This window comes from Zobellia sp. 1_MG-2023, assembly GCF_030549125.1.
In the GTDB taxonomy this organism is placed as follows: Bacteria; Bacteroidota; Bacteroidia; order Flavobacteriales; family Flavobacteriaceae; genus Zobellia; species Zobellia russellii.
In genome coordinates this window covers 1-26,360 of the sequence record NZ_JAUOSY010000007.1, presented here as the reverse complement: position 1 = coordinate 26,360, position 26,360 = coordinate 1, and the positions used below count along the sequence as shown (strand labels likewise).

The window sequence follows — 26,360 nt, the reverse complement described above, 5'->3', positions numbered from 1 at the left end:
AAAAATGAAAAATAACACGATTTGGAGTGTTCTATTGTTAATAATGACCCTACATAGTATAAAGGCTCAGGAGAAGCAAAATGTGCTAGTATTTTTAATAGACGATTTAAGAACAGAATTGGGCTGTTATGGAAACGATATGGTTAAAAGCCCTAATATTGATAAGTTGGCCAGTGAGGGTACACTATTTACCCGTGCCTATAGCCAGCAAGGAATCTGCGCTCCATCACGAATAAGTATATTAACTGGGTTACGTCCCGAAACCGTTGGTATTTATGATTTGTTTACCCCGCTTAGGTCAGTACATAAGGAGATGTTAACGGTGCCTAAATATTTTAAAGAGCATGGTTATAAAACCGTAAGTATTGGTAAAGTCTACCATCATGGGAGGGACGATATAGAAAGCTGGACCAATTTTACTCAAAAAGAACCCAACTCATGGGCAAGCCAATCCAATCTAGAGCTTATCGAAAAATTTCAAAAGGAAGGTCGAGAAAACACAAGAGGCCCTGCTTTTGAAAATGCAGATGTACCTGATGAAGGTTATAAGGATGGCAGGGCAACCCAACATGCCATACAAACTTTAAAAGAACTGAAGAATGATGATTTTGTAATGTTCGTAGGACTTACAAAGCCTCACTTACCATTTAATGCACCTAAAAAGTACTGGGATTTATATGATAAAGATTTGTTCGTAGTACCATCTCGGAATGAGCCTATAAATATGTACACTAATGCCCTTACGAATTGGAACGAACTACGTGCCTATTATGGTATTCCCCAGGAAGGTACTTTAGACGATAATCTTACAAGAGATTTAATACATGGCTATTATGCATCAATTAGTTATATGGATGCTCAAGTTGGTAAGATAATGACAACGCTGAATGATTTAGATTTGAGAAAAAATACCCTTGTTGTTTTTATGAGTGACCATGGCTATAAAATCGGTGAGTATGGAGCATGGTGTAAGCATACCAATTTTGAATTGGATGTACGGGTACCTTTGATAATTAGCAACAATTACGATGGTAGCGCCCCTCAAGAAATGCAGGTGTCAAAAGCCTTGGTTGAAAATGTTGATTTGTTTCCCACTCTTGTGGAAGCCTGCAATCTAAAAATGCCTTATTTGGACGGAAAGAGTTTATTACCGTTACTTAAAAATCCAGATGTAACGTGGAATGATGGTGCATATAGTTTATATCCAAGAGGAGAGAAAATTATGGGTTGTACCGTTACGGATGGTTTATGGCGGTACACGGAGTGGCGAGATAGCCAAACGCAACAGGTTAAATCAGTAGAACTTTACAATCATAGTGATGGCAATCCAATAGCTGTGGAAAATCTTGCGGGCAAGACAGCGCATAAAAGGGTTGAAAAAAAATTAAAACCTTGCTGAGAGAACGTTTCCCTAGAACTGATTATTCGTTTTATAAGTGATAGAGTAATTAAGGAAATAGTTTAATGTATCACGTTCAATACCTAGTAACGGCTCTTTGCTATGGGAAAGAGTAATGTAAATATGATGTCTGTTTTTATAGTAGGATTTTCTTTTTTAACGGCAATAATTTTTGTTCTACACAGCCGTGGTTTTTTAATAAGGAGTTTTTATAAAGGGCGTGTATAACATATCTCAAACGAGCTTTACAGTACAGTGCAGGACACCTTTTTTTATGCAAAAGCCTAATTTTAAATTCTTTTCTAAGCAATTTTTTTGATGACTTAAAAAAAATGCTTTGGATTGATTACCGATAAAAATAGTCAAGCAAAACTATTTGTGGTTAGAATTAAAATAATCTAATAAAAAGATAAATGTCAATTAAACCAGAAACAACAACTTTTGATGCTATTGTAGTGGGTACCGGAGTCAGTGGAGGATGGGCAGCAAAAGAGCTTTGCGAGAACGGGCTTAAAACTTTAGTTCTGGAACGTGGAAGAATGGTACAACATGTAGTTGATTATCCAACTATGAACCTTGATCCGTGGGACTTACCAAATGGAGGTGAGACCCCAGCTAAAATAAAGGAAAAATATCCAAAACAATCGCGTTGGGGTTTTGATGAAACCACACGTCATTTTTTTAATGACGATTCAAAATATGATTATGATGAAACAAAAAGATTTGATTGGATTCGAGGTACACAGGTTGGTGGCCGTTCCCTCATATGGGGCAAGCAAACCTATCGTTGGTCAGATTTGGATTTCGAAGCCAATGTCAAAGATGATATTGGTGTAGACTGGCCTATTCGATATAAAGATTTAAAGCCATGGTATGAGCATGTGGAAAAACATGTAGGTATTAGTGGAGAGGCCCTAGGGTTATCCCATTTACCGGACAGCGTGTTTTTAAAACCTATGGAGCTCAATTGCGTTGAAGAGCATTTAAAGAATGGTATTTCTGAAAAATATGATGATCGTGTACTAACCATAGGTAGGGTTGCTCATATTACGGAAGGGTCAAAACCGGGGGCAGGAAGAGGAACCTGCCAATACAGGAACCGTTGCAAACGCGGGTGTCCGTACGGTGGTTATTTTAGCTCAAATTCATCAACACTTCCCATGGCAGAGGCTACAGGAAATATGACGCTAAGACCAGATTCTATTGTTTGCGAGGTATTGTACGACAAGGAAACAAAAAAAGCTACAGGAGTCAAGATTGTAGACGCCAATACTAAGGAAGTAATAGAGTTTAAATCTAAAATAGTCTTCTTGTGTGCTTCGTCCATGGCTTCTACGGCAATTTTGATGCAATCAAGGTCAGATGTTTTTCCAAACGGTATGGGCAATGCCAGTGGTGAATTGGGACACAATATCATGGATCACCAATTAGGTGGTGGTGCAAGCGGAAAAATAGATGGCTATGATGATAAGTACTATAAAGGACGAAGACCTAACGGGTTTTATATACCAAGGTTTAGAAATGTAGATTCCACCTCTAAAAAAGTAGATTTTATACGGGGTTACGGATACCAAGGTAGTGCCGGGCGTAATGACTTTAGTACTTTGATTCCTGAGTATGCCTACGGAGAAGAATTGAAAGCAGCCATGCTGGAACCTGGAGGTTGGCGAATTAACTTAGGCGGTTTTGGAGAAGTATTGCCGTATCATGAAAACCATATGTCATTAAATTATGATAAGCTTGATGACTACGGTTTACCTACAATTGTTTTTGATGCCGAGTTCAAAGATAACGAGAAACGGATGAAAAAAGATTGGATAGAGCAGGCCCAAGAAATGTTGGAAAATTCAGGCTTTAAAGATGTCAGGGCCAACAAAAGGGAATCGTACATGGGAGGCGGTATTCACGAAATGGGTACGGCTAGAATGGGTAAGGACCCAAAAACTTCGGTTTTGAATAAATACAACCAGCTGCATGAAGTGCCTAATGTATATGTTACCGATGGGGCTTGTATGACCTCTGCAGGATGTCAAAATCCTTCACTAACATACATGGCTCTAACGGCAAGAGCAGCCAATCATGCTGTAGAGGAATTAAAGAAAATGAATATTTAAACAACTGTTTTGGAAAGAAGAAAAGCACTAAAGAACATTGGGTTATCGCTAGGTTCCTTAACCATGTCATCTGCCGTAGTCACACTTATTCAAAGTTGTACCCAAGAAAAAAAGGTTTCATGGAACCCTGTATTTTTTTCGCTCGATGAAGCTGATATTGTTTCAAAGACCTTAGAGGTAATGATACCTAAGACTCCAGATGTGCCTGGAGCAACAGATTTGAACTTGGCCCAATTTATAGATGGCTATCTAGATGTTATATCTACGGAAAAAGAAAAGACTGTATTTAAAGCAGGTGTAGGGCAGTATTTGTCTACAACCCTTGAAAAATCTGGAAAGAACGTTTCAACTGATTTAACGGAAGGTGATATAGAAAAAAGGGTGGCCCATTATTTTAAGGCTGATGCCGAGAATAAAAAGAAATGGAATATGGAGGTAGTTGCCTCCAAAAAGGAGGGAGCTCAACTACCATCCGATGATGCCTTTAATTTTTTTGTTTTGAATTCACTACGAAACAGGGGAATAGAAGCTTTTAAAGTCAGTAAAATTATTGGGGAAGAGGTCTTGGCCTATGACCCTATTCCGGGCGCGCAAAAAGGATGTGTAGATTTACAGGAAGTATCGGGAGGCAGAGCTTGGTCTTTGTAGCTTTTTTTATGCTCCATATCTTGGTCAATTACATTTTTAGTACCAACTTATTGCCACATTTATCCGAGAACAACAAAGCCCAGCTTTTAAAGCTGGGCTTTGTTGTTCTTCCCAAATAGTAATGGGTAATTTTATTTAGCCGGTTGAGGATACGAAAAGCGGTAAGTTCCTGAACCCAGTTCAAGCTGTACACCTTGCTGTGTTTGCTTTAAGTTTTTTTGCATTTCGGCTTTTAACTTAGCGCTGTTTAGCTTAATGTTTTCTAGTGTAGCTCCCGATAACGTTACAGATGCGGTAGTATTAGCGGGTATGGTTACTTCATAATGAAATTCGCCATCTTTTATCTCCCAGTCAGATTTTATTTTTCCATAAAGGGATATGAATTCAGCCTTTGCAGCTGTCAACCCTCCACCTGGGTGAGGGTCAAATATGATGTGTTTATAACCTGGTTTTTTAGGGTCTATTCTCAATCCTCCTACATGGGTATAAAGCCATTCTCCAATGGCACCGTACGAATAGTGATTAAAACTGTTCATACCTTCAATAATAGTCCCATCGGGTTTTTGCGTGTCCCATCGTTCCCAAATAGTAGTGGCTCCCATGGTTATTGGATAAAGCCAGGATGGAAATTCCTTTCTGTTGAGTAACATAAAGGCCAAATCATCGCGTCCTATTTTGGAAAGGGTTGTGCAGAGTAGGGGAGTCCCTAAAAACCCTGTAGTCAAATGCCCGAATTTTTTCACGTCCTGAGTGAAGTATTCAGCGGATTTTTTCTTTAAATTTTCAGGAATCAGATTAAAGGAAAGGGCCATTGCATAAGCTGTTTGCGTGTGAGAGACCAAACGCCCGTTTGGGGTAACATACTCCTGTACAAAAGCTTTTTTTATGTTTTTGGCTTGCTGAGCATATTTCTCAATGTCTTCGGTTTTTCCTAATACTTCGGCTATTTTGCTAAAGAGTGATGTGGAATGATAAGCATAGGCGGTAGCAATTAAATCTTTTTCGGTTACGGAACCATTGTAATCGGGTTTGTCCGCATTATAGGCTAACCAGTCTCCCCAATGCCAATGCTTGGGGTCGTTCCATAAATAGTCCTCACCTGATTTCTGAGCCATAAAATCCTACCCAACCTTTCATACTGGCATATTGCTCTTTTAAAACACGTTTGTCACCATAAGACTGGTATACCGTCCAAGGAATGATTACCGCAGCATCTGCCCAGCCTGTGGCGCCTCCTTTGGCACTAACGCCTTCTCCTCCCGTTAAAATGTCGGGCACTACGTTGGTCACGGATCCGTTATCGTGCTGGTCCAATGCTAAATCTTTTAACCATTTTGTATAAAATGTAGCTACGTCAAAATTAAAAGCAGCAGTCATGCTAAAAACTTGAGCATCACCTGTCCAACCCGCTCGTTCATCGCGCTGTGGACAGTCCGTAGGAATATCTAAAAAGTTGTCTCGTTGTCCCCATTGAATATTACTCTGTAATTGATTGATCATTGGGTCTGAAGTTGTAAAACTTCCGGTAGGTGAGATATCCGAATGAATCACAATTCCTATAATAGCGTCAGGATTTAAGTTGCCTGGGTAATCTATGACCTGTATGTATCTAAAACCATGGGAGGTAAAATGTGGTTCAAAAATTTCTTCTCCTTCACCTTTTAAAATATAGCTGTCTGTTGCCTCAGCTGCTCGTAGGTTTTTGGTGTAAAAATTACCATCTTTATCAAGGACTTCCGCAAATTTAAGGGTCACCTTATGGCCTTTAGGACCTTTAACCTTCATTCTGGCCCAGCCCACTATGTTCTGTCCTAAATCCAATACCAACTCTCCTTTGGGGGTGGTAATGAGCTTTTTGGTTTTTATTTCTTCAGTTGCTCTTACCGGAGGTCCTTGTGGTGCGACCAGAATATCTTTGGAATGGTTTAAGATATCCACTTTTTTCCAATTACTATCATCAAATCCGTTTTGATTCCAACCGTCCATCTCTAGTCGGGCATCGTATTTTTCACCATTGTACATATCAGATTCAAGTATAGGGCCGTAAGATACTTTCCAATCACCATTACTTACTATAGTTTCACTACTTCCATCGGCATAGTTTATATGTAATTGTACTAAAAGGGCAAGTTGGTTTCCGTAAAAGGCATAATCGCCTTTCCAGCCTATGTTTCCTCTATACCAACCATCGCCTACAATAGCACCTATGGCATTATTGTCTTTCAGCATATTCGTTACATCGTAGGTCTGGTACTGCAACCTTTTGTTATAGGTAGTGTAGCCTGGCGTAAAAAGGTCATTACCTACTTTTTTCCCGTTCAGGTAAAGTTCATAGACTCCCAAAGAAGTGGCTTGTACCTTGGCCGAAACTATGGTTTTATTCGTTTGGAACTCCGTTCTAAAGTACTGCGACGGATGTGATTTTTTTTCTGTAGTAATGTCGTTCATAGCAATGTACGATGCAGTCCATAGGGCTTTGTCCAAAATACCCATTTCCCAATAGGCGGGAGTACTCCACACCGAAGCTCTGTTTTTGTTGTCCCAAACCCGCACTTGCCAATATACTCGCTGCATAGATTGCAGTTTAGGTCCTTCATAGATTACGTTTACGGATTGGTCACTTTCAACTTTTCCTGAAGTCCAAATAAGATTTTCACCTTCTTGCAGATTAACCTTTGAGTCCGCTACGCGAATTTCATAAGCGGTCTGGGTCACACTTCTCTCGTCTGAGTTCAATTGCCAACTTAATCTGGGTTTGAGGACGTCAATACCAATAGGGTTGGTTTTATATTCTGTAACTAGCTGGAACACCTGGACCTTTTTTATGCTGAAGGCCGTTAGTCCCATGGTTAGAATAATAAGGAGTAAAGAGTTGATTTTTGTCTTGTGTTTCATTTTCGGCGAGTTTGAGTTGTTCTTGTTGAGTTGACTATTGTTTTGTTTTATTCGATTTCTAATTTGAAATTAGAAGATTGAGAGGAATCATTATTAAAATTAAACAGTAAACTACCAGTAAGGGTACTGGAAATGTAATGTGGTTGTCCTGATGATCCTAACTCTTTTGCTGGTTTCCATTTCTCCCCAACACTTGAAATACGGTTGAAGAAGAAGATACCTTCATCTTTTGGGTACTGCCACACCGCATTTTTAGGGTCATTTCCATTTTTTGGATTTAAAACGCCCAATACAAGTTGTTGGGATATGGAGGCTACACTAAATTTTTGACCATTTGTGGTTCTAAATACAGCCCAATACCATGGAGCAAAAAAACCTTCAAATTCTGGTCCGTCCCATATTTTTCCAGGAGTATTAACTGTATTCTTTATATCCCAAACATCCAATAGACCTCCGTTGGTTCGGTTGTTATATATTCTGAATGGACCTTCGCCTAACCACTTTTTAGAGATGATAGCCTTGGCATTGGTTTTCATACCGATGCCGGCATAATGATAGTTTCCTGTAGGAAGTGTATAGCTGTAGTCTAGTCTCAAGGTTCCGTTTTGGTCAATTATCCAAGTGAAAGAATCGAAACCATTGGCTCCAATACTTTTAATCGTATAAAAATTTTCGTGTTTTTGAACGGAAACCTTTCCCAAAGAGAAAAGTGAGAGACTGTCTTTTGTGTTTGAAGCAAAAATTGACGGTAAGTCACTTATTGGAAGTGTTTTATTATCGACACTTACCTCTTTCAAACTTCCGGTGTTTTCGTTGAATTTATATTTTATTCGGCCAGCTATGAAGGTATATGGGTTGTTTTTATCTCTACTTAGTTGTAATTTGATAGGAGGAGATAGTTTTTTTGCAAAATGACTTTTCTTTTTAAGGGGAAATCTCCAAGATAGTACTACATCACCTTTCGGGCTTACGGCCTCGATTTCGAGAGCTTCATAACCTTTCCAATTTTTTGGGAGTTCTAACTTTAAAGAAGTTGTTTTTCCTGGGGGAGTATCAGGAACATTTACTTTATTGGAAACGATAGTTCTATGACCTGCAGAGGCTTCGTTCGGACCAGTGAAATTCTGTAATTTCCATTTAAATTTGCACTGGTTGAGATTTGTAAAGATAAATTTATTTTGTAGCTGTACGGTTCCGTTAAAATTGATGCTTTCATTGAGCTCCAGAAGTCGAATCGGTGACCAAATCTCGCGAATGGCGTAAAAACTCCCTTCCTTTTCACCGTAAGGGCCTACGATACCGTCGGCTGCGCTGTTACCGTTTAAATCAATAGCCCCTCCTTTGTCTGTATTGACAATACCTTCGTCGAACAGAGCCCATATCATTAATCCACCACCAACTTTAGATGCTTCCAATGCATCGTAATACTCTTTAAGTCCGGCAGCGCCACCCCCATCATACAAGGCATGTAGTGCTTCATTGGGCAAAACAATATGTTTTCCTTTTAATCGTCTTTTTAATGAATCATATGAAGGATAATATCTTGTGTCTACGATATCAAAGTTTGGTGAATAATTTGCAAAAATATCTTCATTTTTTGCAGCGTTTTTCAACGGCCTTCTTTTTTGAATATCCCAAGTAAAAAAAACACTATCCAACTCAGGATTGTGAGACATGTGATTTCCATTGCTCCACAAAACTATTGAAGGATGATTTACATCACGCACCACCAGTTCTTTGACAAGACGTGTTCCTTCTTTGTTGTTTAGAGGAATTTTCCAGCCTGGTAACTCATCAAAAGCCAAAAGGCCTAAAGAATCACATACATCAAAGAAGTAATCGTCGGGAGGGTAATGGCAAGGACGTGCTGTGTTGAAATTCATTTCTTTCATCAAAAGAACGTTTTGTAGTATATCGTCTTTTGAAAGTGCTCTACCCGAATCCGGACGAAAACTATGTATGGAGGCACCTTTGAGCAATAGCTTTTTACCGTTCAGGTAAAAACCATCATGGTCTCTGATTTCGAAGGTTCGAAATCCAAATTTCTGGTAATATTCATGCAGAATTTTAGTCCCTTTCTGTAATTGAATTTTAGCAGAATAGAGGTTGGGGAATTCATGAGACCACTGCTTTGGGGCGTTGAATTTAGCTCTAACCAAAAATTGATCTTTGGAAGTTTTTACTTTCGTATAAACAGGTTTACCGATTATTTGTTTTTCATCGTTTAAGACTGTTATTACAATCTGATCTCCGTTTGATAGGGGGGAGGTATAGACATCCATTTTTAAATCTCCGTTCATATCAGCGTCAATAGCCACTCTCTTTACATGTTTTTGAGGTAAAATCTCTAAATATACCGGACGGTAAATACCGCCAAACATCCAAAAGTCGCCAATGCGTTCCGAATTTTGAATGGAGGCATTATTTGAGTTTTTATGAACTGTAACTTCTATTACATTAATTCCGGTCTGAAGAAATTCGGTAACATCGTAGCTAAATTTAGTGTAACCTCCTTGGTGAATTTTTCCTACTATTTTTCCATTTAATTTGACTTGGGTGTCGGTCATGGCCCCCTCAAATACGAGTCGTATGTGTGTATTCACACGGTCGCTATCTTCAATATTAAATTTCTGTTTGTAAAATCCTATCTCAGGATTCTTATTCATTTTGTCAAAATCTCCTCCATAGCCATAAGTATAGTTTCCAAAACCGTGAAATTCCCAGTTGGCAGGAACCGGTATTTGGGTCCAATACCCGCTATTTCGACCTCCTGAAATCATAAAATTCCAGTTTACCGCCGTAGCTTCATCTTGTCCGGACAACCATATCCGATGCGTCTGTTGTGCAGTGCTAATTTGTGGGTTAAAAAAAAGATATAAAGAAAAAGCAATTAGCCATCTTAACTTTTGTATGTTGAAATGAGCTGGCTGCATCTTATTTTTTTACAAGTTCAAAATTCCGAAGACCCGGTACAATTTTAATGTTCAGCATGGAATTATCCACAGGCCATTTTAGCACTACCAATTGTTGGCTATAGTCGTCCCAAATAAAATCGGATGGATTTCCGTTTTCAGGAGATTTGTAGACTTCAAGACCTATGTTTTTTAATGGGTTGTGATACAGTATAAAATCATCGTTGATAATAATGGAGAAACCATCAGGGTAATGCCGGTCTGCTCCAATGAAAATTTTAGAGGCTCCTTTACTATTATTGGATTTTATCTTTAAATTGAGTGTACGCGTCGCAAAATTGTATAAGAAAGATTGTATATCTCCGGCAATTACTTGGGGGAAAGGTCTTGATATAATGTCAGTAATATATTTTCGTTCTACTGTTCCCGCATCCGTTTCATCACTAAAAATCGCCCATGTAGATGGGCCGCCAGGAAGGAAGTTTTGCATGCTTCGGTTTCCTAAAAACCAAGCTTTTATAGAACCTATTCCCATGCGGTCAAAAACCTCCGCTGTTTTTATGTAAAGCTCCCTGTACTCTAATTGGCCAAGGTGACCAGATGTAAGAGTGTCTGTAGTAGCAAAGGTGGGAAAGCCCCATTCGCCTACTAAAATTGGCGCTTCAAGCATGTCAGATTCCCTATCAAACCTATTCATAACAGGCTTGATGAAATCTATTTTGTTTTGGTAAATGTGCGGTGCGAAAATGATATTTTTCCGATTTACGGGTGCCGTTATCTCTGCATATTGATTATTGTCAATTCCTTCTCCTTTGTTCATGAAAATGGATTGGAGCAATATCTTTTTATCAGGATTTATATTATGGCTTTCGTCTATAATTTTTTGATATAATGGTATTAAGTACGTATTGGTCAAATCCTCATAGGAAATATTCATGGTCAATTTTCGTGGCTCGTTTACAATGTCATAGCCAAGAACAGAGGTATCGTTCGCATATCTTTTCCAAATTACTTTCCAAGCGTTAATATAGGTTTGGTGTTCATTTTTCTTGTTTGTCCAAAACTCTTCCCATGAAAATCTGGTAACCCCGTAGACCGTTAGCTTAAAGACAGTTTTCATGCCAGAGTTTCTTCCTAGGGAAACAAGTGAGTCTAGTTTTTTTAAGTACGTTTGGTCTAGGCTTCCACCAGGAAAGGAACTTAACTTGCCCAACTCTAAACGGATGACCTGAGCGTTGGCGCCCATACGCACCATTCTTTTATAATCGTCAGAATCAAAAAAAACTTCTCCTTTATGGTCGTTAGTGTTAATTACAAAACCCCGTGTAATAACGTGCCTGCCGGAATCATCTCTAAGTCCGTGTTTAATTTGAGATATTGCGGTCATAGAGGTTAAGAGCAATGCTAGTAACCCAACAATTTTTTTATTTGATATAATAGCTTGGAATTTATTTTTCATTTTCGGAGGTAATATACGTTCTTGGATAGTGATATCTATCTTGTACTATCCTGTTTAATAAATGTTCTTATGCCAATAGCCACGTGTTTATTTGGAGCCATTAAGCTGAATGGTTTGACATTCTGAATATTTGGAGAACCTATTTTCTTGATCCCAAACCCTCACTTTCCAAAAGTACGTTTGGCCATCTTTTAGATATATTCTTCCATCTTTATAAGCTTTGGCAACCTTTTGGATTACTTGGCCACTGTTCCATAAATCACCTATATTTTGGTCTAATTTTTTCTTTGAGGTAGCCAATAAAATTTGATAGGAGGTTTGTTCAAAGTTTTTAGTGGGTACCTGCCATTGAAATTCGGGTATAGATTGTGGTGCTTCTGTAATGTTGACCTTTAATGCTGTAGGACCATTGAAATAAGTATCACTTTTTTCATTTATAAGTGCATTGCACTTGGTCCTTAGCTTCTCTAAAACGGATTTAAATTCTGGGTCTTTAGCTAGGTTCTTTGTTTCTTGTGGGTCGTTTTTTATATGATACAGTTCTTCGAGCGACATATTATTTACATACCTGAAATATTTCCATTCTTTGGTGCGTACCCCTTCACTGGGTGGTATATGTTCAAATTCCCAGAGATGTTCAAACAGAACGGTATCTCTTTTCAAACTGGTTTGTTCTTTTGTGGCAACGGGCATAAGACTTTTACCGTGCCAATTTTGTGGAATTTGAATTCCTGCTAAATCCAAAATTGTAGGCGCAATGTCTATGTTAAGGACCATTTCTTTACTGTCCTCCTGGTTTTTTACACGTGGGTCAAAAACAATCAGTGGAACTCTTAGTGAATTATCATATAACAACCATTTACCGGCCATTTGGCGCTCTCCTAAAAAGTATCCGTTATCACCCATTAGAATGATGACTGTGTTCTTATCAAGCCCTTTCTTTTTTAGTTCTTTTCTAATTTTTTTTATTTCTCGGTCAATGCCGGAAATCATGCGGTAATATCCTTTAACACTATACTGGTATTTCTCAGGTGTGTCGTAACGCCATCTCCATCTTAATCTGTTAAAACCGGATTTAACAAAATCTGGCTGTGATTTAAAGTATAGGTCATCAGAGAGTTTTGCTGGTGGTATGATTGTGTTTTTAAGAAGTTTATCCGATTCGTCTTGCCAAAAATATTGGTCTTTGGCTGAGTCGTGCGCATGGGGCGCACTAAAACTAAGTGACAGGCAAAAGGGTTGAGAGCTATTTTTTGAATCTATAAAATCAATTGCTTTTTGACCCGTATATCTGGTAAGGTGTACTGTGTCCTTACCTATAGTTTTGTAGTAATACCCACGTTTGTCCGGGTATTTATCTTTACGGTCATAAGATTCAAACTCGTTAAATTGGTTTTTGAGTTTATCATAACGTACACCATATTTTCCGTAAAAGGCAGTATAGTATCCGTTATCCTTTAAAATTTTAGGATAGGAATTTTGCATATATACATCACGAATTTTCTTTGTACTAAAATTGTAGTTGTGTGAACGTTCGTAAAGCCCAGTAAGGATACTGGCCCGGCTTGCCGCACAAATAGGCGTGGTGACCATAGCGTTCTTAAAATAGGTGCCTTCTTTGGCCAATTTGTCCATTTCCGGGGTGGAAATGAGTTCATTACCTGCGTAACCCAAAGCATCAAACCGCTGATCGTCCGTTAATATGAAAATAATATTAGGTTTGTCATGATTTTGGTCTGCTGATTTTTGTCCCCAAAAGTTTATGGAATGCACCATGGATAGAACTAAAATAATCAGGCCTATTTTGTTTTTTTCTATTTTCATTTGGATTTTTTGGTTTTAAGAAATCAGCCCCAGTCTAGGAAAAAAATTGTTTAATTTTTTATTGGCTTCTTTTTGTAAAAGAGAGAAGTCCTGCTGATTTAAGGGTAAATATGGTTTGTACCCGTCTGTCAATAAAACTCCTTAAAGATCTTTATTAGGATAAATACCCTCCGGAATACATACAAATAGACCAGAGGATATTTTTTGAATAGTGGGGTGCTTAATGGATAGTGTTTAGTTATTTGGAGCAGGGTAGGGCCTATTCCTAACTGGGTCGTTAAGGCTGTGACCTATTCCATTATTGAATACGTAATTATGGTTCCTTACCGTTTCGTTGTTGCCTCCTCCAAACGCCGAGTTGGGTAAAGGAACGGGGTTTTGGTTTATTTGAATGCTCCACAGGGCGTTACGTCTCATATAGATCACACCGTCTTCCCCGGGTATAAGGGTTTGGAATTTAACGCTAACATCCGTTTCTAATAAGACATTGGTCTGGGTAATGTAGGTAGTAACGATATGATACTTTAGAATTAATCGTAAGACATCTAAGTCTGCCCTTGCCATTATTTCTTCAGGAGTCTCTCCTTCCTCAATTTCTTCGGAACCGGTTATAAGATCTATAACGTCTCCATTTCCTAAGAAGGCGTTGTTATTGAGAAGAAGGTAGGTTCGTTCATTATTGGCTGAATTGTATTCATCAACCATATCGGCAGCTTCAATTGCGGCCTTTAGATAGTTGAAATTATCACCTATTAACTCACCTTCATCATCCAATTCCAATGCTCGGCCAGAATTTATGAATTCCCAAGCTGTAATTTCTGCAAACGGATCTACTATATCCACTTCGGGTTCAAAAACGAAGCGTTCTTGAACAGGAAGGTCGCAACCTATGAACAGGCAAAATATGCTTAGAATGCTCCAAGTTTTAAGAATATGTATACTTTTCATTTTTTTAATTTTATGTTTTCAGTTTAATAGCCAGGAGTTTGCTCCAGATTTTCATTTTCTAGCAAGTGTTCTTCAAAAACTGGTAGAAACAAACGCTCCTCTGTTAATGGCACTCCTTCTTCGGAACTACTTAAAATAGGGTTCATAATTTCGATAGCTCTTCCTGTTCGTATAAGGTCCCACCATCTGTGGGCCTCTCCAAACAACTCCAATTGACGCTCATCTAGAATGAAAAGCTCCCTTTCTTCAACGGAAACTCCAAATTCCATTGCATCTACAAGAGGAAGCTGTCGGGCGGTCCTGATTTCGTTTACCAACTCTAAGGCCCTGGCATCATTGCCCAACCTGTTTTCCAGCTCGGCTAAATACAGAAGTGTTCCGGAATATCTATATAGAACAATATCCGTATCATCAAACTGAACATTATAATTGGACTTATTGTATTTGGCCATTCTGGCCTCTCCAATTTCTCTCACACTTAAATCTGTTCCTCCCTCTCTAGAAAAATAGAAGCGATAGTCTCCATATATTGGAACAAGAGAGTCTCTTTCTGTACCGTTTTCATCTGTAATAATGATAGTTTCTGCTAATGCGGGTTCTGTGTCCGGATATTTTGTAACCCACTCTAAAGAATCTACAGGGAATTTTTCACGCCATTTGTTCTCTAAATTTGTGGACATTAAATAAGAGGGTACACCTGCAAAAAAGAGGCTGAAAATTCCAGATCTGTTTACATTGCCTCCACCGGCAGGTTCTGTAATGTTATAATTAACTGACATAATCAATTCCGGACCGGTTTGGAATTTTAACGGCCCTGCTTGATCGCCTTCTAGACCATTGTCGTTCAGGAAAAGGTTTTGCCAATCTTCCGGGGTGTTGGTCAAACTGAACCTATTGCTGTTCACTACTTTTAAAAGTGCTTCACGAGCGGCTTCATCGTTGCCCAGATAACCATAAACTTCAGCTTGTAGAGACCACAGGCTCGTTAAGGAAAACCTATAGGGGTCGGTTAATCTGTTTATGGTGAAATTTTCTTCAGCGGCCAACATGTCCGGTATAATAACCTCATTTAGTATAGTGTTGGCATCCGTTCTAGGTTTGGCCAATGCCTCTATGTCTTCGGCACTTGCTGTGGGCTCCATAAATAAAGGAACATCGCCCCAAACACGTATGGCTTGAAAATAGGCAAAAGCTCTAAGGGCTTGTGCCTCCGCTAATAAGTTGGCGTCAAAATTTGGTATAGTTGGAATTTGTGAAATGGCAAAATTTGCTCTATTGATCATATCGTACCAGTTGCCCCAGTCCAAAGCTTGATTATTTCCTTGGGTTACATTGTTATTGGCAAGTTCCGCGTTATTTGGATTGGCGGCTTCATTAAGATCATAATTGTCAGCCCTGAACTCGCCCCAATAAAAATGTTGGAGCCTCACGGCACCTTGCATGGCGTCATACGTACCTATTACCGAGCCTAAAGCGTCTTTGTTGGTCCTGAAAAAACCATTTGGGTTAATTTCACTTATTGGTGATTCGTCTACCAAATCGTCGCACGATAGTGCAAATGAAACAACCAAAGTAGCCAAGGCTATTTTTAGTATATGTTTATGTGTGTATATAGATTTCATTATTTCTTAATTTTAAAATTTAAGATTTAAGCCTAATATTACTTCACGGTCGTTTGGAAATCTTAATCCATCATTACCTGGTTGCAGTGGATTACCGCGTGTTCCCAATTCTGGATTAAATCCTGTGTAATTTGTCCAAGTAACCAGATTATTGGCAGATATGTAGAATGCGCACTTTTTAAAGATGTTCATTTTGTCCAAAACTGATTTTGGTAACTCGTACCCAAGACGAACAAATCTTAGTTTTATGAAACTTCCATCTTCAACAAAAAAGCTATTGGGTCTTTCCCGGTTCTGTGCCACTCGGGTCAATCTAGGATAAACGGTAACATCTCCTGGGTTCTGCCAAGCACCGTCAATACGAAAAGGACCAGGAGTTTCTACACTATTGTTTAAATCATCACGTTCTTCGTCCCATCTTTTCCAAACGTCATTACCAAAGGTGTAATCCAAAAGGAAGCTTAAACTCAGTTCTTTGTACTTAAAATCATTGGAGAAACCACCAAAGGTTGTAGGTAGTCCATTTCCAATGGTCTGGCGATCTTCGGTAGTAATATTAAAATCTCCGTCTAGGTCTTCCCATATGATGTCTCCACCTTGTGGGGTAGCTCCTCCATTTTTCATTTGGTTAACATTACCCGTATAGTTCTGGCCGTTTAGGGTATAATTCTCAAAATCTCCGGATGCATTAAAATTAGGTGTAAGCTGTACGCCGGCATCGGTATACGCATTAGACTCGTCATATTGGTAAACACCAAGGTTTTTGTATCCTGAAATGTTACCAATTGGCTGTCCCTCCTCAATTAAGTAATCACCGCTTCTAAAAGGAGTGCCTCCTGCTAATTTGGTAACTTCATTTTCTTGGATAGTGATATTAAAGTTACTGTTCCAACTGAAGTCTTTTGTTCTTAATATGGTACCGCTAAGATTAAACTCAAGCCCTTGGTTCCTTACGGCTCCAACATTTTGGCGAATACCGTTAAAGCCAGATTCTTCCGGTAATTGAACGGTTGCCAACAAATCTTCGGTATCTTTTCTCCAAGCTTCAAATGTAAACGTTAACCTGTTCTTGAACATACCAAGATCAAAACCAAGGTTGGTTTGGTTGGTGCTTTCCCAGCTTAACTCCGGGTTACCGAGCCTAGTAGGAGAAACTCCACTTACGTCGTTATAAATGGCTCCTGGTAAAAATGCCGAAACAAAATCGTAATCTCCAATCCTGTCGTTACCGGTCTCACCATAACTAGCTCTTATAAGTAAATTATTAACAACACCGCTATTCTTAAGGAAAGGCTCGTTACTAACACGCCAGCCTACTGAACCCGATGGGAAATAACCAAATTCTTTATTGTCACCAAAACGAGATGAACCATCACGTCTTATAGTACCACTTATGAGATAGCGGTTGTCAAAATCGTAATTAAACCCTCCGAACAAAGAGAACAGATTACTTCGGGAGTTGAAGGTTTGCCCAGCATTGATTGCAAGGTCTTCCGGTATGGCATTATTAAATGTCCTAATGTCTTCAGAGACAAATTCAGTACTGTTAAGACCAAAATTCTCTCCAAAACGACGCTGAATCTGCATACCTGCGAACCCTGATACACTATGTTTTCCAAAAGTGTTGTTGTAGTTCATGAAATTTTCTTGCTGGATGTCGTAATCTATTCGATCTCGAAAACTTCCCTCTGCATTTACTGCTCTTCTACTCAATACCAATAATGGAGAAAATATATTATCTCTTCTTAGCCTAAAGTTTAGACCCAGTGTAGATTTTAGGGAAAATGAAGGGGTAATTTTATATTGTATGGAATTAAAACTTTGACCTCGCCAAGTTCTTAGTTTCTGGGTACGTAGTTCAGCTTCTGCCAGTGGGTTTTGTCTACTGAACAAATCAGGTGTGTAAGTGCCATCAGGCTGAAAGAGGGGGTAGTATGGAATACGCTGCACCAGTTGTGTAAAAACCTGAAATTCGCTTAAACCGTTAAGCTCTTCAAAAGACCCATTAAATGAAGTACTCACCGTCAGTTTTTTACTTGGTGTAAAGTCTAATTTAAATCTAGTGTTGATTCTTTTAAAATCACTGTTAAGGACAATACCGTCCTCTTCTAAATATCCTGTATTCCAATAGGCTTTTAATTTATCGCTGCCAGAACTTAGTGAAACATTTATTTGATTACGGATGCCGGCTTTTGTAATTAAATCTTGCAAATCAGCAGAATTTCTCACCAATAGGCTTAGTGAATCCCTATCACGACCGGCAGGGGTTTCCCTTTGTTGGGGTGTTCTTCGTACATCTTCATAAAATAAGCGCTGTCTTGTATTGGATACCGGAATTGCACCGTTTAAGGTATTGATTCCTGTTACAACATTTACGTCTACGTTTACTTCCCCCGATTTTCCCGACTTGGTTGTTATAAGTACTACACCATTTGCTCCTCTTGTTCCATAAATAGCTGTAGTAGCTCCATCTTTTAGCACTTCTAAGGAGGCAATATCATTTGGGTCAATGTTATCTATGTTATCTAGTTGCTGCCCATCTACCACATAAAGAGGACCCGTACCGCCAGCGCTAAAGGTAGAAGTTCCCCTTACTCTAATATCAAAAGAACCACCAGGGCCACTGTTTGATGCGATTTGAACTCCCGCTAAACGACCTTGTACCCCTTCAAAAGCGTTGGTAGGGGTGACTTGGGCAATATCTTCAGACTTTACAGAAGACAATGCACCTAGTACTTTTTCGCGAGAAACTGCAGCGTAACCAATTACAACTACTTCATCTAAAGCTTGTGAATCTTCTTCAAGAGTAACATCTATTACCGTTTTTTTACTAAAAGATCGTTCTACGGTTTTATAACCTATGTAGGAAAATACTAGAGTTTTACTGCCGTCGGAAAGTTTAATACTGTAATTACCATCAAAGTCGGATACCGCTCCGTTGTTAGTGCCTTTTTGTACAATGTTCACACCTGGTATGGGCAGGCCGTCCGCAGCAATTACCGTTCCAGTGACCGTCTTTTGCTGGGCACTGGCATAGTAACTGGCCAAGAACATTATGGACAGAGCCAAAAAGCGTTTAAAATGTTCGTGAAAGTTTCTTTTCATCTCGTTAAATTTAGTTTTGTTGAGTATTTGTTTGAATCGAACAGGGGAGGAAGCAGTCTTAGTTTTACTACCAGGTCTTAGGCGCCTATTAAGAGAGAACTATATTCCCTTTCCCATTAAATTCGCTTGACCAATGATACTTATTTGGATTAAAAGTACTTACCTGTACCATGCTGAAATTCAGTAGTTTTGTACGTTTTTACCCCTTTGAAGTATTATTGTGTACCATCTATAACAGCGAGAAAATAATTTTTATGTTTAAGGTAAAATTTAAGTTATTGATTTGGGGGTGGATATAGTCTAATACAAATTTAGGCCAAGTGTATTGTAGGAGGAATTGGTGCTTTTCCCGATTGTGGTCTGAGTGATAACGTTTGATTGCTGGGTATCCCAAGATTGATGAAAATGTTCTCCAAAGCGTAAGAATAGAGTTGTGCAGTTCCTTTTTGGAATGGGTATGGAGCCGTTGCATTTCTTCTACACATTAATCTCAAAATGTTGCGGATTATATTTTCGCTTGCCAATAGATATAAAATGCTCTTTTCGAGTTTTAAAGTGTGTAAATACAGTAAAAAAGGCGCATAAAAAAGAGGGACAAAATGAATTTGCCCCTCTTACCAACTAACTCAAAACAACTCAAAAAAAAAATTGTCAACAATGTAAAACAGTGCTCATGTTTTATCGGTACCCATTGTTGGTTGGATCTGACTCCAATAACGCAGGATTTATTTGTAATTCTTGTAATGGAATAGGTAATAATACATGGTAAGGTTTAATATTCAGATTAGGTTGCCAGAAACGGTATTCCAAATTTTGGACTACATCCATTAAAATTCCCCATCTTATCAAATCGTACCGTCTATGGGCCTCACCCGCTAACTCCCACTTACGCTCATCATAAATGGCCTCCCTAAATTCTTGTTGGCTGAGTCCTACAAGCTCCCATTCAGCTTGTGTAGCATAAGCCCGCTCTCTAACTGCATGAATGTATTGATATGCATTTGCAGGGCCGTTTAGTTCATTTTCACATTCGGCCGCCATAAGGTAGACATCGGCCAACCTAAATATTAACCTATTGTCTTTGTGATTAAACCTAGGAGAATCAGATGTGTTTAAATTCCAGATTTTTGGCATGTAAGGGAAGTTAAGTTCAAACCCTAAATAATTGTCCATCACATTTAAAGGCCGTCTTAAATCGTTAAGAGGAAATTTTTCGGCAAAATCTTTTGATGCAACTTGTAAACCAGTTCCGTTAAAAGCTTCGCCATTGGCAGAAAGAGCACTCGCCAATGCGGCACGTTCACTAGAGTTCTTTGGTTCGTCTCTAAGACGTGGACTAAACATACTTGGCCTCCAGTTTCCGTTACCAAAAACACTAGGTAAACTACCATCGGCCCTTACCGTACCTTCTTCAAATTGGCCTCTAATATCTTTGGCAAAATCCAAGGACCAAATAATCTCTGCATTGTACTCATTTGAGGGGTCAAAAACTTCTTCATAAGTAGGCAATAATGAATGGCCGGACTGGTTAATGATCTCTAAACACTTATCCAACGCAGGTCTCCAGTCTTTTTGTTTCATGTAGATTTTTGCAGCTATAATGGCTGCTACCCACTTAGAGGCTCTCCCGCTATCGTCACCGCTATAGGAACTGGGTAAGTTTGCTTGTGCAAACTCTAAATCAGCCATGACTCCACTAATAATCGTAGCCTCATCTGTTCTTCCTAAAACTCTAACCTCGTCCAACGGTAATGCTTCGGTATAATATGGTGCGTCTCCCCAAAGATTGGTAATATGCCAATAACATAAAGCGCGTATTAATGTAGTTTCGGCAATTATATTGGTCTGTGCTTCTTGGGATATTGCATCGTTACCCGTTACTCTTTCAATTATGATATTCGTATTGAAAATAACTCTGTACAAATCTTTCCAAGTATCCGAAACACTCATTTTTTGAACGGAAACATCTGCCAATGCCTCATTCATGGAGTAATTGCCAATAGGCTCTACAAAATCAGCGGCACGGTTAGGCTCAATTATATCTGCGCCATTGTCATAAAAATGATCTAGACCTACTTGCCCGTAGATAGAGTTGTTCTTTAGAATTGCGTATATACCGTTCACAGCCTGTCTTGCGTCGTTTTCCGAAGCAAAGAATGTTTCGGGGGCAATAAGGGCTCTTGGCTCCTCTTCTAAAAACTTCTCACAGCTAAATCCTGAGAAGATTACTAAGACATATAAAATTATAGTTTTTGTTTTCATCTGTGTTGTTGTTAAAATGTTACGTTTAGACCAAGTGTTACAACTCGCGGATTAGGATATTCTCCATTAGAGTATCCTTGGGCTATATTACCCAGACCGTTTCTCCCAAAACTACTGGTCTCAGGGTCTATTAATCTAAAATCGGAAAACAGTAATAGGTTACTTCCGGAAACATAAAGACTCATGTTTTTGACTGTGTCTCCCCATCCCATTTTATCCATTGGAAAATTATATGCCAATCTTGCCGTTTTAAGTCGTACATGCGATCCGTCTTCTACATATTCCGAGTTACTAGGGGTATTGGTTACAGAGTCCGCACCAGCTCTTGGAATATCTGAGGTAGTATTGCTTTCTGTCCAACGATTACGTAAGTCTCCAAATTTTGTGGTTTCTCCACGGTTAAAGTAGTGGTTACGTGTTCTTAGGTTAAATACTTCATTGCCTTTAGTTCCTTGAAAATGAAAGGAAAAGTCCAAATTCTTATAGGTAAATGTATTTTGTAGTCCAAAAATCAGGTCTGGGGTAGGGTCTCCCAAGACAACATTATCTTCGGTTGAAATTATACCATCTCCATTTAAATCTTCAAATCTGGATCCACCAACCACTTGTGGAGAAGTCAAGCCCGAAGCATCAATTTCTTCCTGACTTTTCCAGGTTCCCAAATACCTTACTCCCGTAAATACTGGAACCGGTTGGCCTACTATAAGTCGTGTATTTCCTGACCCCAAAATTTCATCGACTGTAACATCTATAAAATCAACGCCGCCAAGATCCAATATTTTGTTTTTGTTGGATGACAATGTTAAGGTAGAGTTCCAGCTAAAGTTATCATTTTGGATATTTTTGGAGTTTACAAGAAGTTCCCATCCTTTATTTTCCAATGATCCAACATTTTGCAATTGGCTGGTAAAACCGGTCTGTCTAGGAATGGTAACGTCTAACAGTAAGTCGTTTGTTTCTTTCTGATAATAGTTAAACTCCGTAAATAGAGCACCACCGAACATTGATGCTTCCAAGGCAATATCAAAAGAAGTGGTAGTTTCCCATTTTAAACTGGGGTTGGAAGGTCTTCCTAGGGTCAATCCAGGAATTTCGGAACCGTTCAGGGTCGTATTCGCTTCGGTCAATAACCCTAGTGTTCTATATGGGCCAATAGCTTGATTACCAGACTTGCCATAACTTGTTCTCAGCTTTAAATCCTTAAAAAAGCTTTGGTTTTGCATGAAGCCTTCTTCACTTATTTTCCAGGCTCCTGCCACAGAAGGGTAAAATTCATACTTGTTTCCTGAAGCAAATACAGAGCTACCATCTGTTCTTCCCACTAAGGTGAAAAGGTATTTATCCTTATAAGAATAGTTGATTCTTCCAAAAAATGATGCAATCTGAAATCCAGTATAGTCACTGTTAATTACAGATCTCGTAGGATCGGAGAAACCTAAATTGTTGAATCCAACAGCATCACTAGTAATACCAAATGCTTCTGCTTCGGTAACTTCGGTCGATACTTTTTGAAACGAAGCGCCACCAAGTAAGGTTAAGTTGTGGTTTTCACTAAAATCTGATTGGTATTGAATTGTGTTCTCATTGTTCCAACCGTTACTGGCAACAGTGCGTACACTTGCTCTACCCAAATCATCTACTATAAGTAAATCCGGACTTTGGCTAGAGATAAACCTATTTTGCTTGGTGTTATTGAATTCTGGACTAAATGTAGATCTGATCATCCAATTTTCCCATGGTTTGTATTCCAAATAGGCCGTGGCCAATAGATTATTGGTAAAGGTTTCATTTGTATTCAAAGCAATATTTGCTATTGGGTTGGAGAAAGGGGTACCAATAACTTCATCAAAACCGTTAAAAGTTCCGTCATCATTATAAATAGGTTGAGTGGGTAATATGGCAAAGGCGTTTCCAAAACTTACCACTCCGTTATCTTGACTTATCCTAGAATAGTTAATACGAAATCCTGTTTTTAGTTTATCATTTAGCTTAATGTCTAAATTTGAGCGGAAAATATATTTCTGTATTCCAGAACTCTTTATAATACCATCTTGATCGAAAAAATTTAGTGAGTTGTAATAGTTTACGTTCCCATTTTCAGATGATCCGGCAATAGAAATATCCGCATTGTAGATAGGAGATGGGTCCATTAGCAAATCGTACCAGTCATTATCCGGATAACTAGATGGGGCGTTAGGAAATGGCTCTGCGGCCGATCTAAACCGGGCACTTTCATTTGTAAACGCTATTTGTTCTGCTTGGGTAAGCATATCAGGTTGTTCAGGTACCATTTGCATACTGGTATATAAGCCTACACTAACCTGAGGTTTTCCTGATCCGGCTCCAGCACCATTTTTAGTAGTTACCAACACCACACCATTTGCTCCTCTTGAGCCATAAATGGCAATAGAAGATGCATCTTTTAGAATTTCTATGGATTTAATGTCATTTGCATTAATATTGTTGAGGTTAAAATTGGTTCCTACTACAATACCATCTATTACCCAAAGAGGCTCGTTACTTCCTGTGATTGAATTTCCTCCACGAACCCTAATTACGGTACCTGCCCCAGGCGCACCACTAGTTTGCGTAACTTGTACACCGGCGGCTCTACCTTGAAGTACTTGGTCTACACGTGAAGATGGTACTTGGGTAATGTCTGCGGAACTTACGGATGCAACGGAACCGGTCAAATCCGATTTTCGCTGTGTACCGTATCCAATAACCACAACTTCGTCCAAGGCTTGGGTATCTTCGCTCAAGGTTACGTTTACTATAGTTTTGCTACCAACTTCTTCTTCCGTGCTCCGGTATCCTATGTAGGTGAATATTAAAATATCGGACCCATCATTAAGGTTAATCGTATAGTTACCATCAAAATCGGATACAACACCGTTTGTTGTCCCTTTTTGCACAATATTTACTCCGGGAATAGGTACGCCTTGTACATCGGTTACCGTTCCGGTTACATTAGTTTGTTGTGCAGTAGCGTAAAAGCTAGCAATGTTCAATAGAAACAGTGTCAACAACCATTTCATTTTCTTTAAATTAGGTTCTTTCATTTCTTTTCCCTTTTGAGTTTAAATCGATTGGTGTTAAGTTTTTTAAGCAATAGAAGGCTCGTATATTAGAGCTGATTTGGAGGTAAAATATGACTCTTAATCTTTTGTTAACAACATGACAATATTATGTTAACGGGATGAGTTAACTTACCTGTACTATGCTGTAAATAAGGTGTTTTGTACTTTTTTACTCTTTTTCTGAACGAATGTATACCTCCTTCGTTTGCCGTATTAAAGGATGAGGAATTATGGTGTAGAATTTAAGAAATACGTAGTTGTGTACAAGTACATGGAAAGCCTGAAAAGTTGAATGGTAGTATGTATTGGAAAAACTGTTCTATGGATTTAATTGAGTTATTTTTGATTTTCCGTATGCCAGAATAGAGAGGAAATTAATGTGGAAATATAGGGCTATGCTAAAGTATATTGAGGGCTATTTTATGTATTAGAATAGGAGATGTAAAACGAGTGACAAAGCAAAAAAATAGCAGCTACATGATTCTAATGTAGCTGCTATTTTTTAAAATTGTATTGAAGAATTCTATCCGGGTATGCCTAAAGATTTGTCTTCTGAAACTTCTTGCTAAATAGTAAGAAGAGTAGCCCACAGAGTAGCCATGCAGGAAGGGTCACGAATGAAAGGAACACATCAAATTGAATTGAAATAAAATAAAATAATCCAAAGCTGATGGCCCATGCTAGAAATACGGATCTGTTGAACTTGATATTGGCAATCTCAGCATAGTTTTTAACTATTCCGGCCTGCTTGTGGAAGAAGTGCTCAAAAACAATAACGGCGCCAAAGGGTGCGAGTATAAAGCCGTACAGAGCTACAAATCCTAGGAGTTTCATAGCAAAAGCGGGGAATAACCCGGCTATGGTTGCAATGGTGCCGGCAATGATGGTTACCCAGAAGGTAGACAGTTTAGGTAAGATGGCCTGGAAAGCCAAGCCTGCTCTATATATTGTAGGGTTAGCAGTGGTCCATCCGGCAAGTACCACCGCTATGATACCGAATATGCCTATGGCGTTGTTGGCTAAAGGACCTGGTGCCACCGGTGGAGCCTCTCCATTGGAGAGAAATGCTTGTGCTTCTGGGGATTTTAGGTAGACTGCATAGAGTAGTGCGGCCGCAATCCATGCCATGTAATGGCCCACATACATACCTGCAGCAGTGGTCCATCCCGCATTAGCATTCTTTGCAAACCTGAATACAGATAGATCGGACATGCCCACATGCATGGCGGCATTGGCAAACCAAGACCAGATAACAACGTGCCAGAAGGTGTACTTAAGCTGTCCGGGGAAGGGTTCTGAACCTTCTCCCCATATATTCCAGAAATCGGCGAAACTCTTTACTCCCAATTGATTTAAGGCTACAATACCTGAAGCCAAGAAGGCCAGTACAATTATGGGCGACATATAATTGGCGGCCTTGGATACGGTATCGTATCCTTTTGAGGCAATGAGCGAGATTACAGCTCCAATAAGGATTACGATAATGACCCATGTAGCGCCATTAGGTGTGGTATCCGTCAATTTTGGCATTTCCATATCAAAGGGGATTCCCACAGCGGTGGCCGAAACGGTTATCATGGCACCAGCAAGAAAACAGAATAAGATACCGTTGGCCAGGTTATAACCTATGACCAGTTTTTTACCGCATATTTTTTCGAATTGATAGTAGAGGGTTAGCCTGTTTGCCACGGCAATCTTTGCAGTAAGAAACCTCCAGCTCAGTACGGCTAGCAGGTTACCTATAAGAAGCCCTACAATCAAGTCAAAAGCACTGACACCTGCAGTTAAGAACAGTGGGCCAATCATAAATTCGGTACCTGCGGCATGTTCTCCCGCATACATTCCCAAAAAGCTCTTCCACCCCTTTAGTTTGGAGGTGGGTACGGGCTCTCTTTCAAATTCTCCCCCTGCTATTTCCTCAATTATTTCTTCCTCGTGATGGTTTTGGCTCATACTATTGGTTGTTTAGTTGAATAAGATGTTTAGGTAAGTCCTCTACGCGTTCGCAGCATAGTTGGTCCATGACCTGTTTGAACTGCGTCCTTAACATGGCAATGGTGTGGTCGCCGCCTTTGTTTCCCAGTGCCCCGCA

General features: G+C 39.3%; 14 protein-coding genes. 3 read left to right on the top strand and 11 right to left on the bottom strand.

Annotation, left to right across the window (positions count from 1 at the left end; genetic code table 11):
- Positions 1-4: 4 nt before the first annotated feature.
- The 3 genes from Q4597_RS14545 (at position 5) to Q4597_RS14535 (ending at position 4,161) form a co-directional block, all read left to right on the top strand.
- Positions 5-1,399 (top strand): sulfatase, encoded by a 1,395-nt coding sequence (locus Q4597_RS14545; protein WP_303406815.1) that lies wholly within the window; start codon positions 5-7, stop codon positions 1,397-1,399.
- Between the two features lie 413 nt (positions 1,400-1,812).
- On the top strand, positions 1,813-3,513 hold the full coding sequence (locus Q4597_RS14540) for a GMC oxidoreductase (RefSeq protein WP_303406814.1): 1,701 nt from the start codon (positions 1,813-1,815) through the stop codon (positions 3,511-3,513).
- A 9-nt stretch (positions 3,514-3,522) separates the two neighbouring features.
- Complete coding sequence (locus Q4597_RS14535; RefSeq protein WP_303406813.1) at positions 3,523-4,161, top strand: gluconate 2-dehydrogenase subunit 3 family protein; 639 nt, start codon at positions 3,523-3,525, stop codon at positions 4,159-4,161.
- Between the two features lie 131 nt (positions 4,162-4,292).
- On the opposite strand, the gene Q4597_RS14530 is transcribed toward Q4597_RS14535, so the two are convergent.
- The 11 genes from Q4597_RS14530 to Q4597_RS14480 form a co-directional block, all read right to left on the bottom strand.
- Complete coding sequence (locus tag Q4597_RS14530; protein WP_303406812.1) at positions 4,293-5,276, bottom strand: alpha-L-rhamnosidase C-terminal domain-containing protein; 984 nt, start codon at positions 5,274-5,276, stop codon at positions 4,293-4,295.
- Positions 5,257-7,056, bottom strand: coding sequence for a family 78 glycoside hydrolase catalytic domain (locus Q4597_RS14525; RefSeq protein ID WP_303406811.1), 1,800 nt, complete (start codon positions 7,054-7,056; stop codon positions 5,257-5,259). The genes Q4597_RS14530 and Q4597_RS14525 overlap by 20 nt, the downstream gene beginning before the upstream one ends.
- Positions 7,057-7,103: 47 nt before the next feature.
- A complete protein-coding gene (locus Q4597_RS14520; protein WP_303406810.1) occupies positions 7,104-9,989 on the bottom strand; it encodes a glycoside hydrolase family 2 TIM barrel-domain containing protein in 2,886 nt (961 codons plus the stop codon).
- Position 9,990: 1 nt separating this feature from the next.
- Positions 9,991-11,427, bottom strand: a complete 1,437-nt coding sequence (locus Q4597_RS14515) for a cellulase family glycosylhydrolase (protein ID WP_303406809.1) — start codon at positions 11,425-11,427, stop codon at positions 9,991-9,993.
- Positions 11,428-11,514: 87 nt separating this feature from the next.
- Positions 11,515-13,251 (bottom strand): sulfatase, encoded by a 1,737-nt coding sequence (locus tag Q4597_RS14510; protein WP_303406808.1) that lies wholly within the window; start codon positions 13,249-13,251, stop codon positions 11,515-11,517.
- Positions 13,252-13,485: 234 nt separating this feature from the next.
- Positions 13,486-14,199, bottom strand: a complete 714-nt coding sequence (locus tag Q4597_RS14505) for a hypothetical protein (protein ID WP_303406807.1) — start codon at positions 14,197-14,199, stop codon at positions 13,486-13,488.
- A 23-nt stretch (positions 14,200-14,222) separates the two neighbouring features.
- Positions 14,223-15,821, bottom strand: coding sequence for a RagB/SusD family nutrient uptake outer membrane protein (locus Q4597_RS14500; protein ID WP_303406806.1), 1,599 nt, complete (start codon positions 15,819-15,821; stop codon positions 14,223-14,225).
- Between the two features lie 12 nt (positions 15,822-15,833).
- Positions 15,834-18,926, bottom strand: a complete 3,093-nt coding sequence (locus Q4597_RS14495) for a TonB-dependent receptor (RefSeq protein ID WP_303406805.1) — start codon at positions 18,924-18,926, stop codon at positions 15,834-15,836.
- A 678-nt stretch (positions 18,927-19,604) separates the two neighbouring features.
- On the bottom strand, positions 19,605-21,188 hold the full coding sequence (locus Q4597_RS14490) for a RagB/SusD family nutrient uptake outer membrane protein (RefSeq protein WP_215441580.1): 1,584 nt from the start codon (positions 21,186-21,188) through the stop codon (positions 19,605-19,607).
- A gap of 11 nt (positions 21,189-21,199) precedes the next feature.
- Positions 21,200-24,250, bottom strand: a complete 3,051-nt coding sequence (locus Q4597_RS14485) for a TonB-dependent receptor (protein ID WP_303406804.1) — start codon at positions 24,248-24,250, stop codon at positions 21,200-21,202.
- A gap of 555 nt (positions 24,251-24,805) precedes the next feature.
- Positions 24,806-26,221 carry a cytosine permease gene (locus Q4597_RS14480; protein WP_215441578.1) on the bottom strand — a complete coding sequence of 472 codons (1,416 nt, stop codon included), beginning with the start codon at positions 26,219-26,221 and terminating at the stop codon, positions 24,806-24,808.
- Between the last annotated feature and the right edge of the window lie 139 nt (positions 26,222-26,360).

What these genes read in the sequence shown, in the direction of transcription:
- Q4597_RS14505 (WP_303406807.1), bottom strand. Translation starts at nt 14,199, where the DNA reads ATGAAAAGTATACATATTCTTAAAACTTGGAGCATTCTAAGCATATTT.
- Q4597_RS14545 (WP_303406815.1), top strand. Translation starts at nt 5, where the DNA reads ATGAAAAATAACACGATTTGGAGTGTTCTATTGTTAATAATGACCCTA.
- Q4597_RS14520 (WP_303406810.1), bottom strand. Translation starts at nt 9,989, where the DNA reads ATGCAGCCAGCTCATTTCAACATACAAAAGTTAAGATGGCTAATTGCT.
- Q4597_RS14510 (WP_303406808.1), bottom strand. Translation starts at nt 13,251, where the DNA reads ATGAAAATAGAAAAAAACAAAATAGGCCTGATTATTTTAGTTCTATCC.
- Q4597_RS14500 (WP_303406806.1), bottom strand. Translation starts at nt 15,821, where the DNA reads ATGAAATCTATATACACACATAAACATATACTAAAAATAGCCTTGGCT.
- Q4597_RS14540 (WP_303406814.1), top strand. Translation starts at nt 1,813, where the DNA reads ATGTCAATTAAACCAGAAACAACAACTTTTGATGCTATTGTAGTGGGT.
- Q4597_RS14485 (WP_303406804.1), bottom strand. Translation starts at nt 24,250, where the DNA reads ATGAAAGAACCTAATTTAAAGAAAATGAAATGGTTGTTGACACTGTTT.
- Q4597_RS14495 (WP_303406805.1), bottom strand. Translation starts at nt 18,926, where the DNA reads ATGAAAAGAAACTTTCACGAACATTTTAAACGCTTTTTGGCTCTGTCC.
- Q4597_RS14490 (WP_215441580.1), bottom strand. Translation starts at nt 21,188, where the DNA reads ATGAAAACAAAAACTATAATTTTATATGTCTTAGTAATCTTCTCAGGA.
- Q4597_RS14515 (WP_303406809.1), bottom strand. Translation starts at nt 11,427, where the DNA reads ATGAAAAATAAATTCCAAGCTATTATATCAAATAAAAAAATTGTTGGG.
- Q4597_RS14480 (WP_215441578.1), bottom strand. Translation starts at nt 26,221, where the DNA reads ATGAGCCAAAACCATCACGAGGAAGAAATAATTGAGGAAATAGCAGGG.
- Q4597_RS14530 (WP_303406812.1), bottom strand. Translation starts at nt 5,276, where the DNA reads ATGGCTCAGAAATCAGGTGAGGACTATTTATGGAACGACCCCAAGCAT.
- Q4597_RS14525 (WP_303406811.1), bottom strand. Translation starts at nt 7,056, where the DNA reads ATGAAACACAAGACAAAAATCAACTCTTTACTCCTTATTATTCTAACC.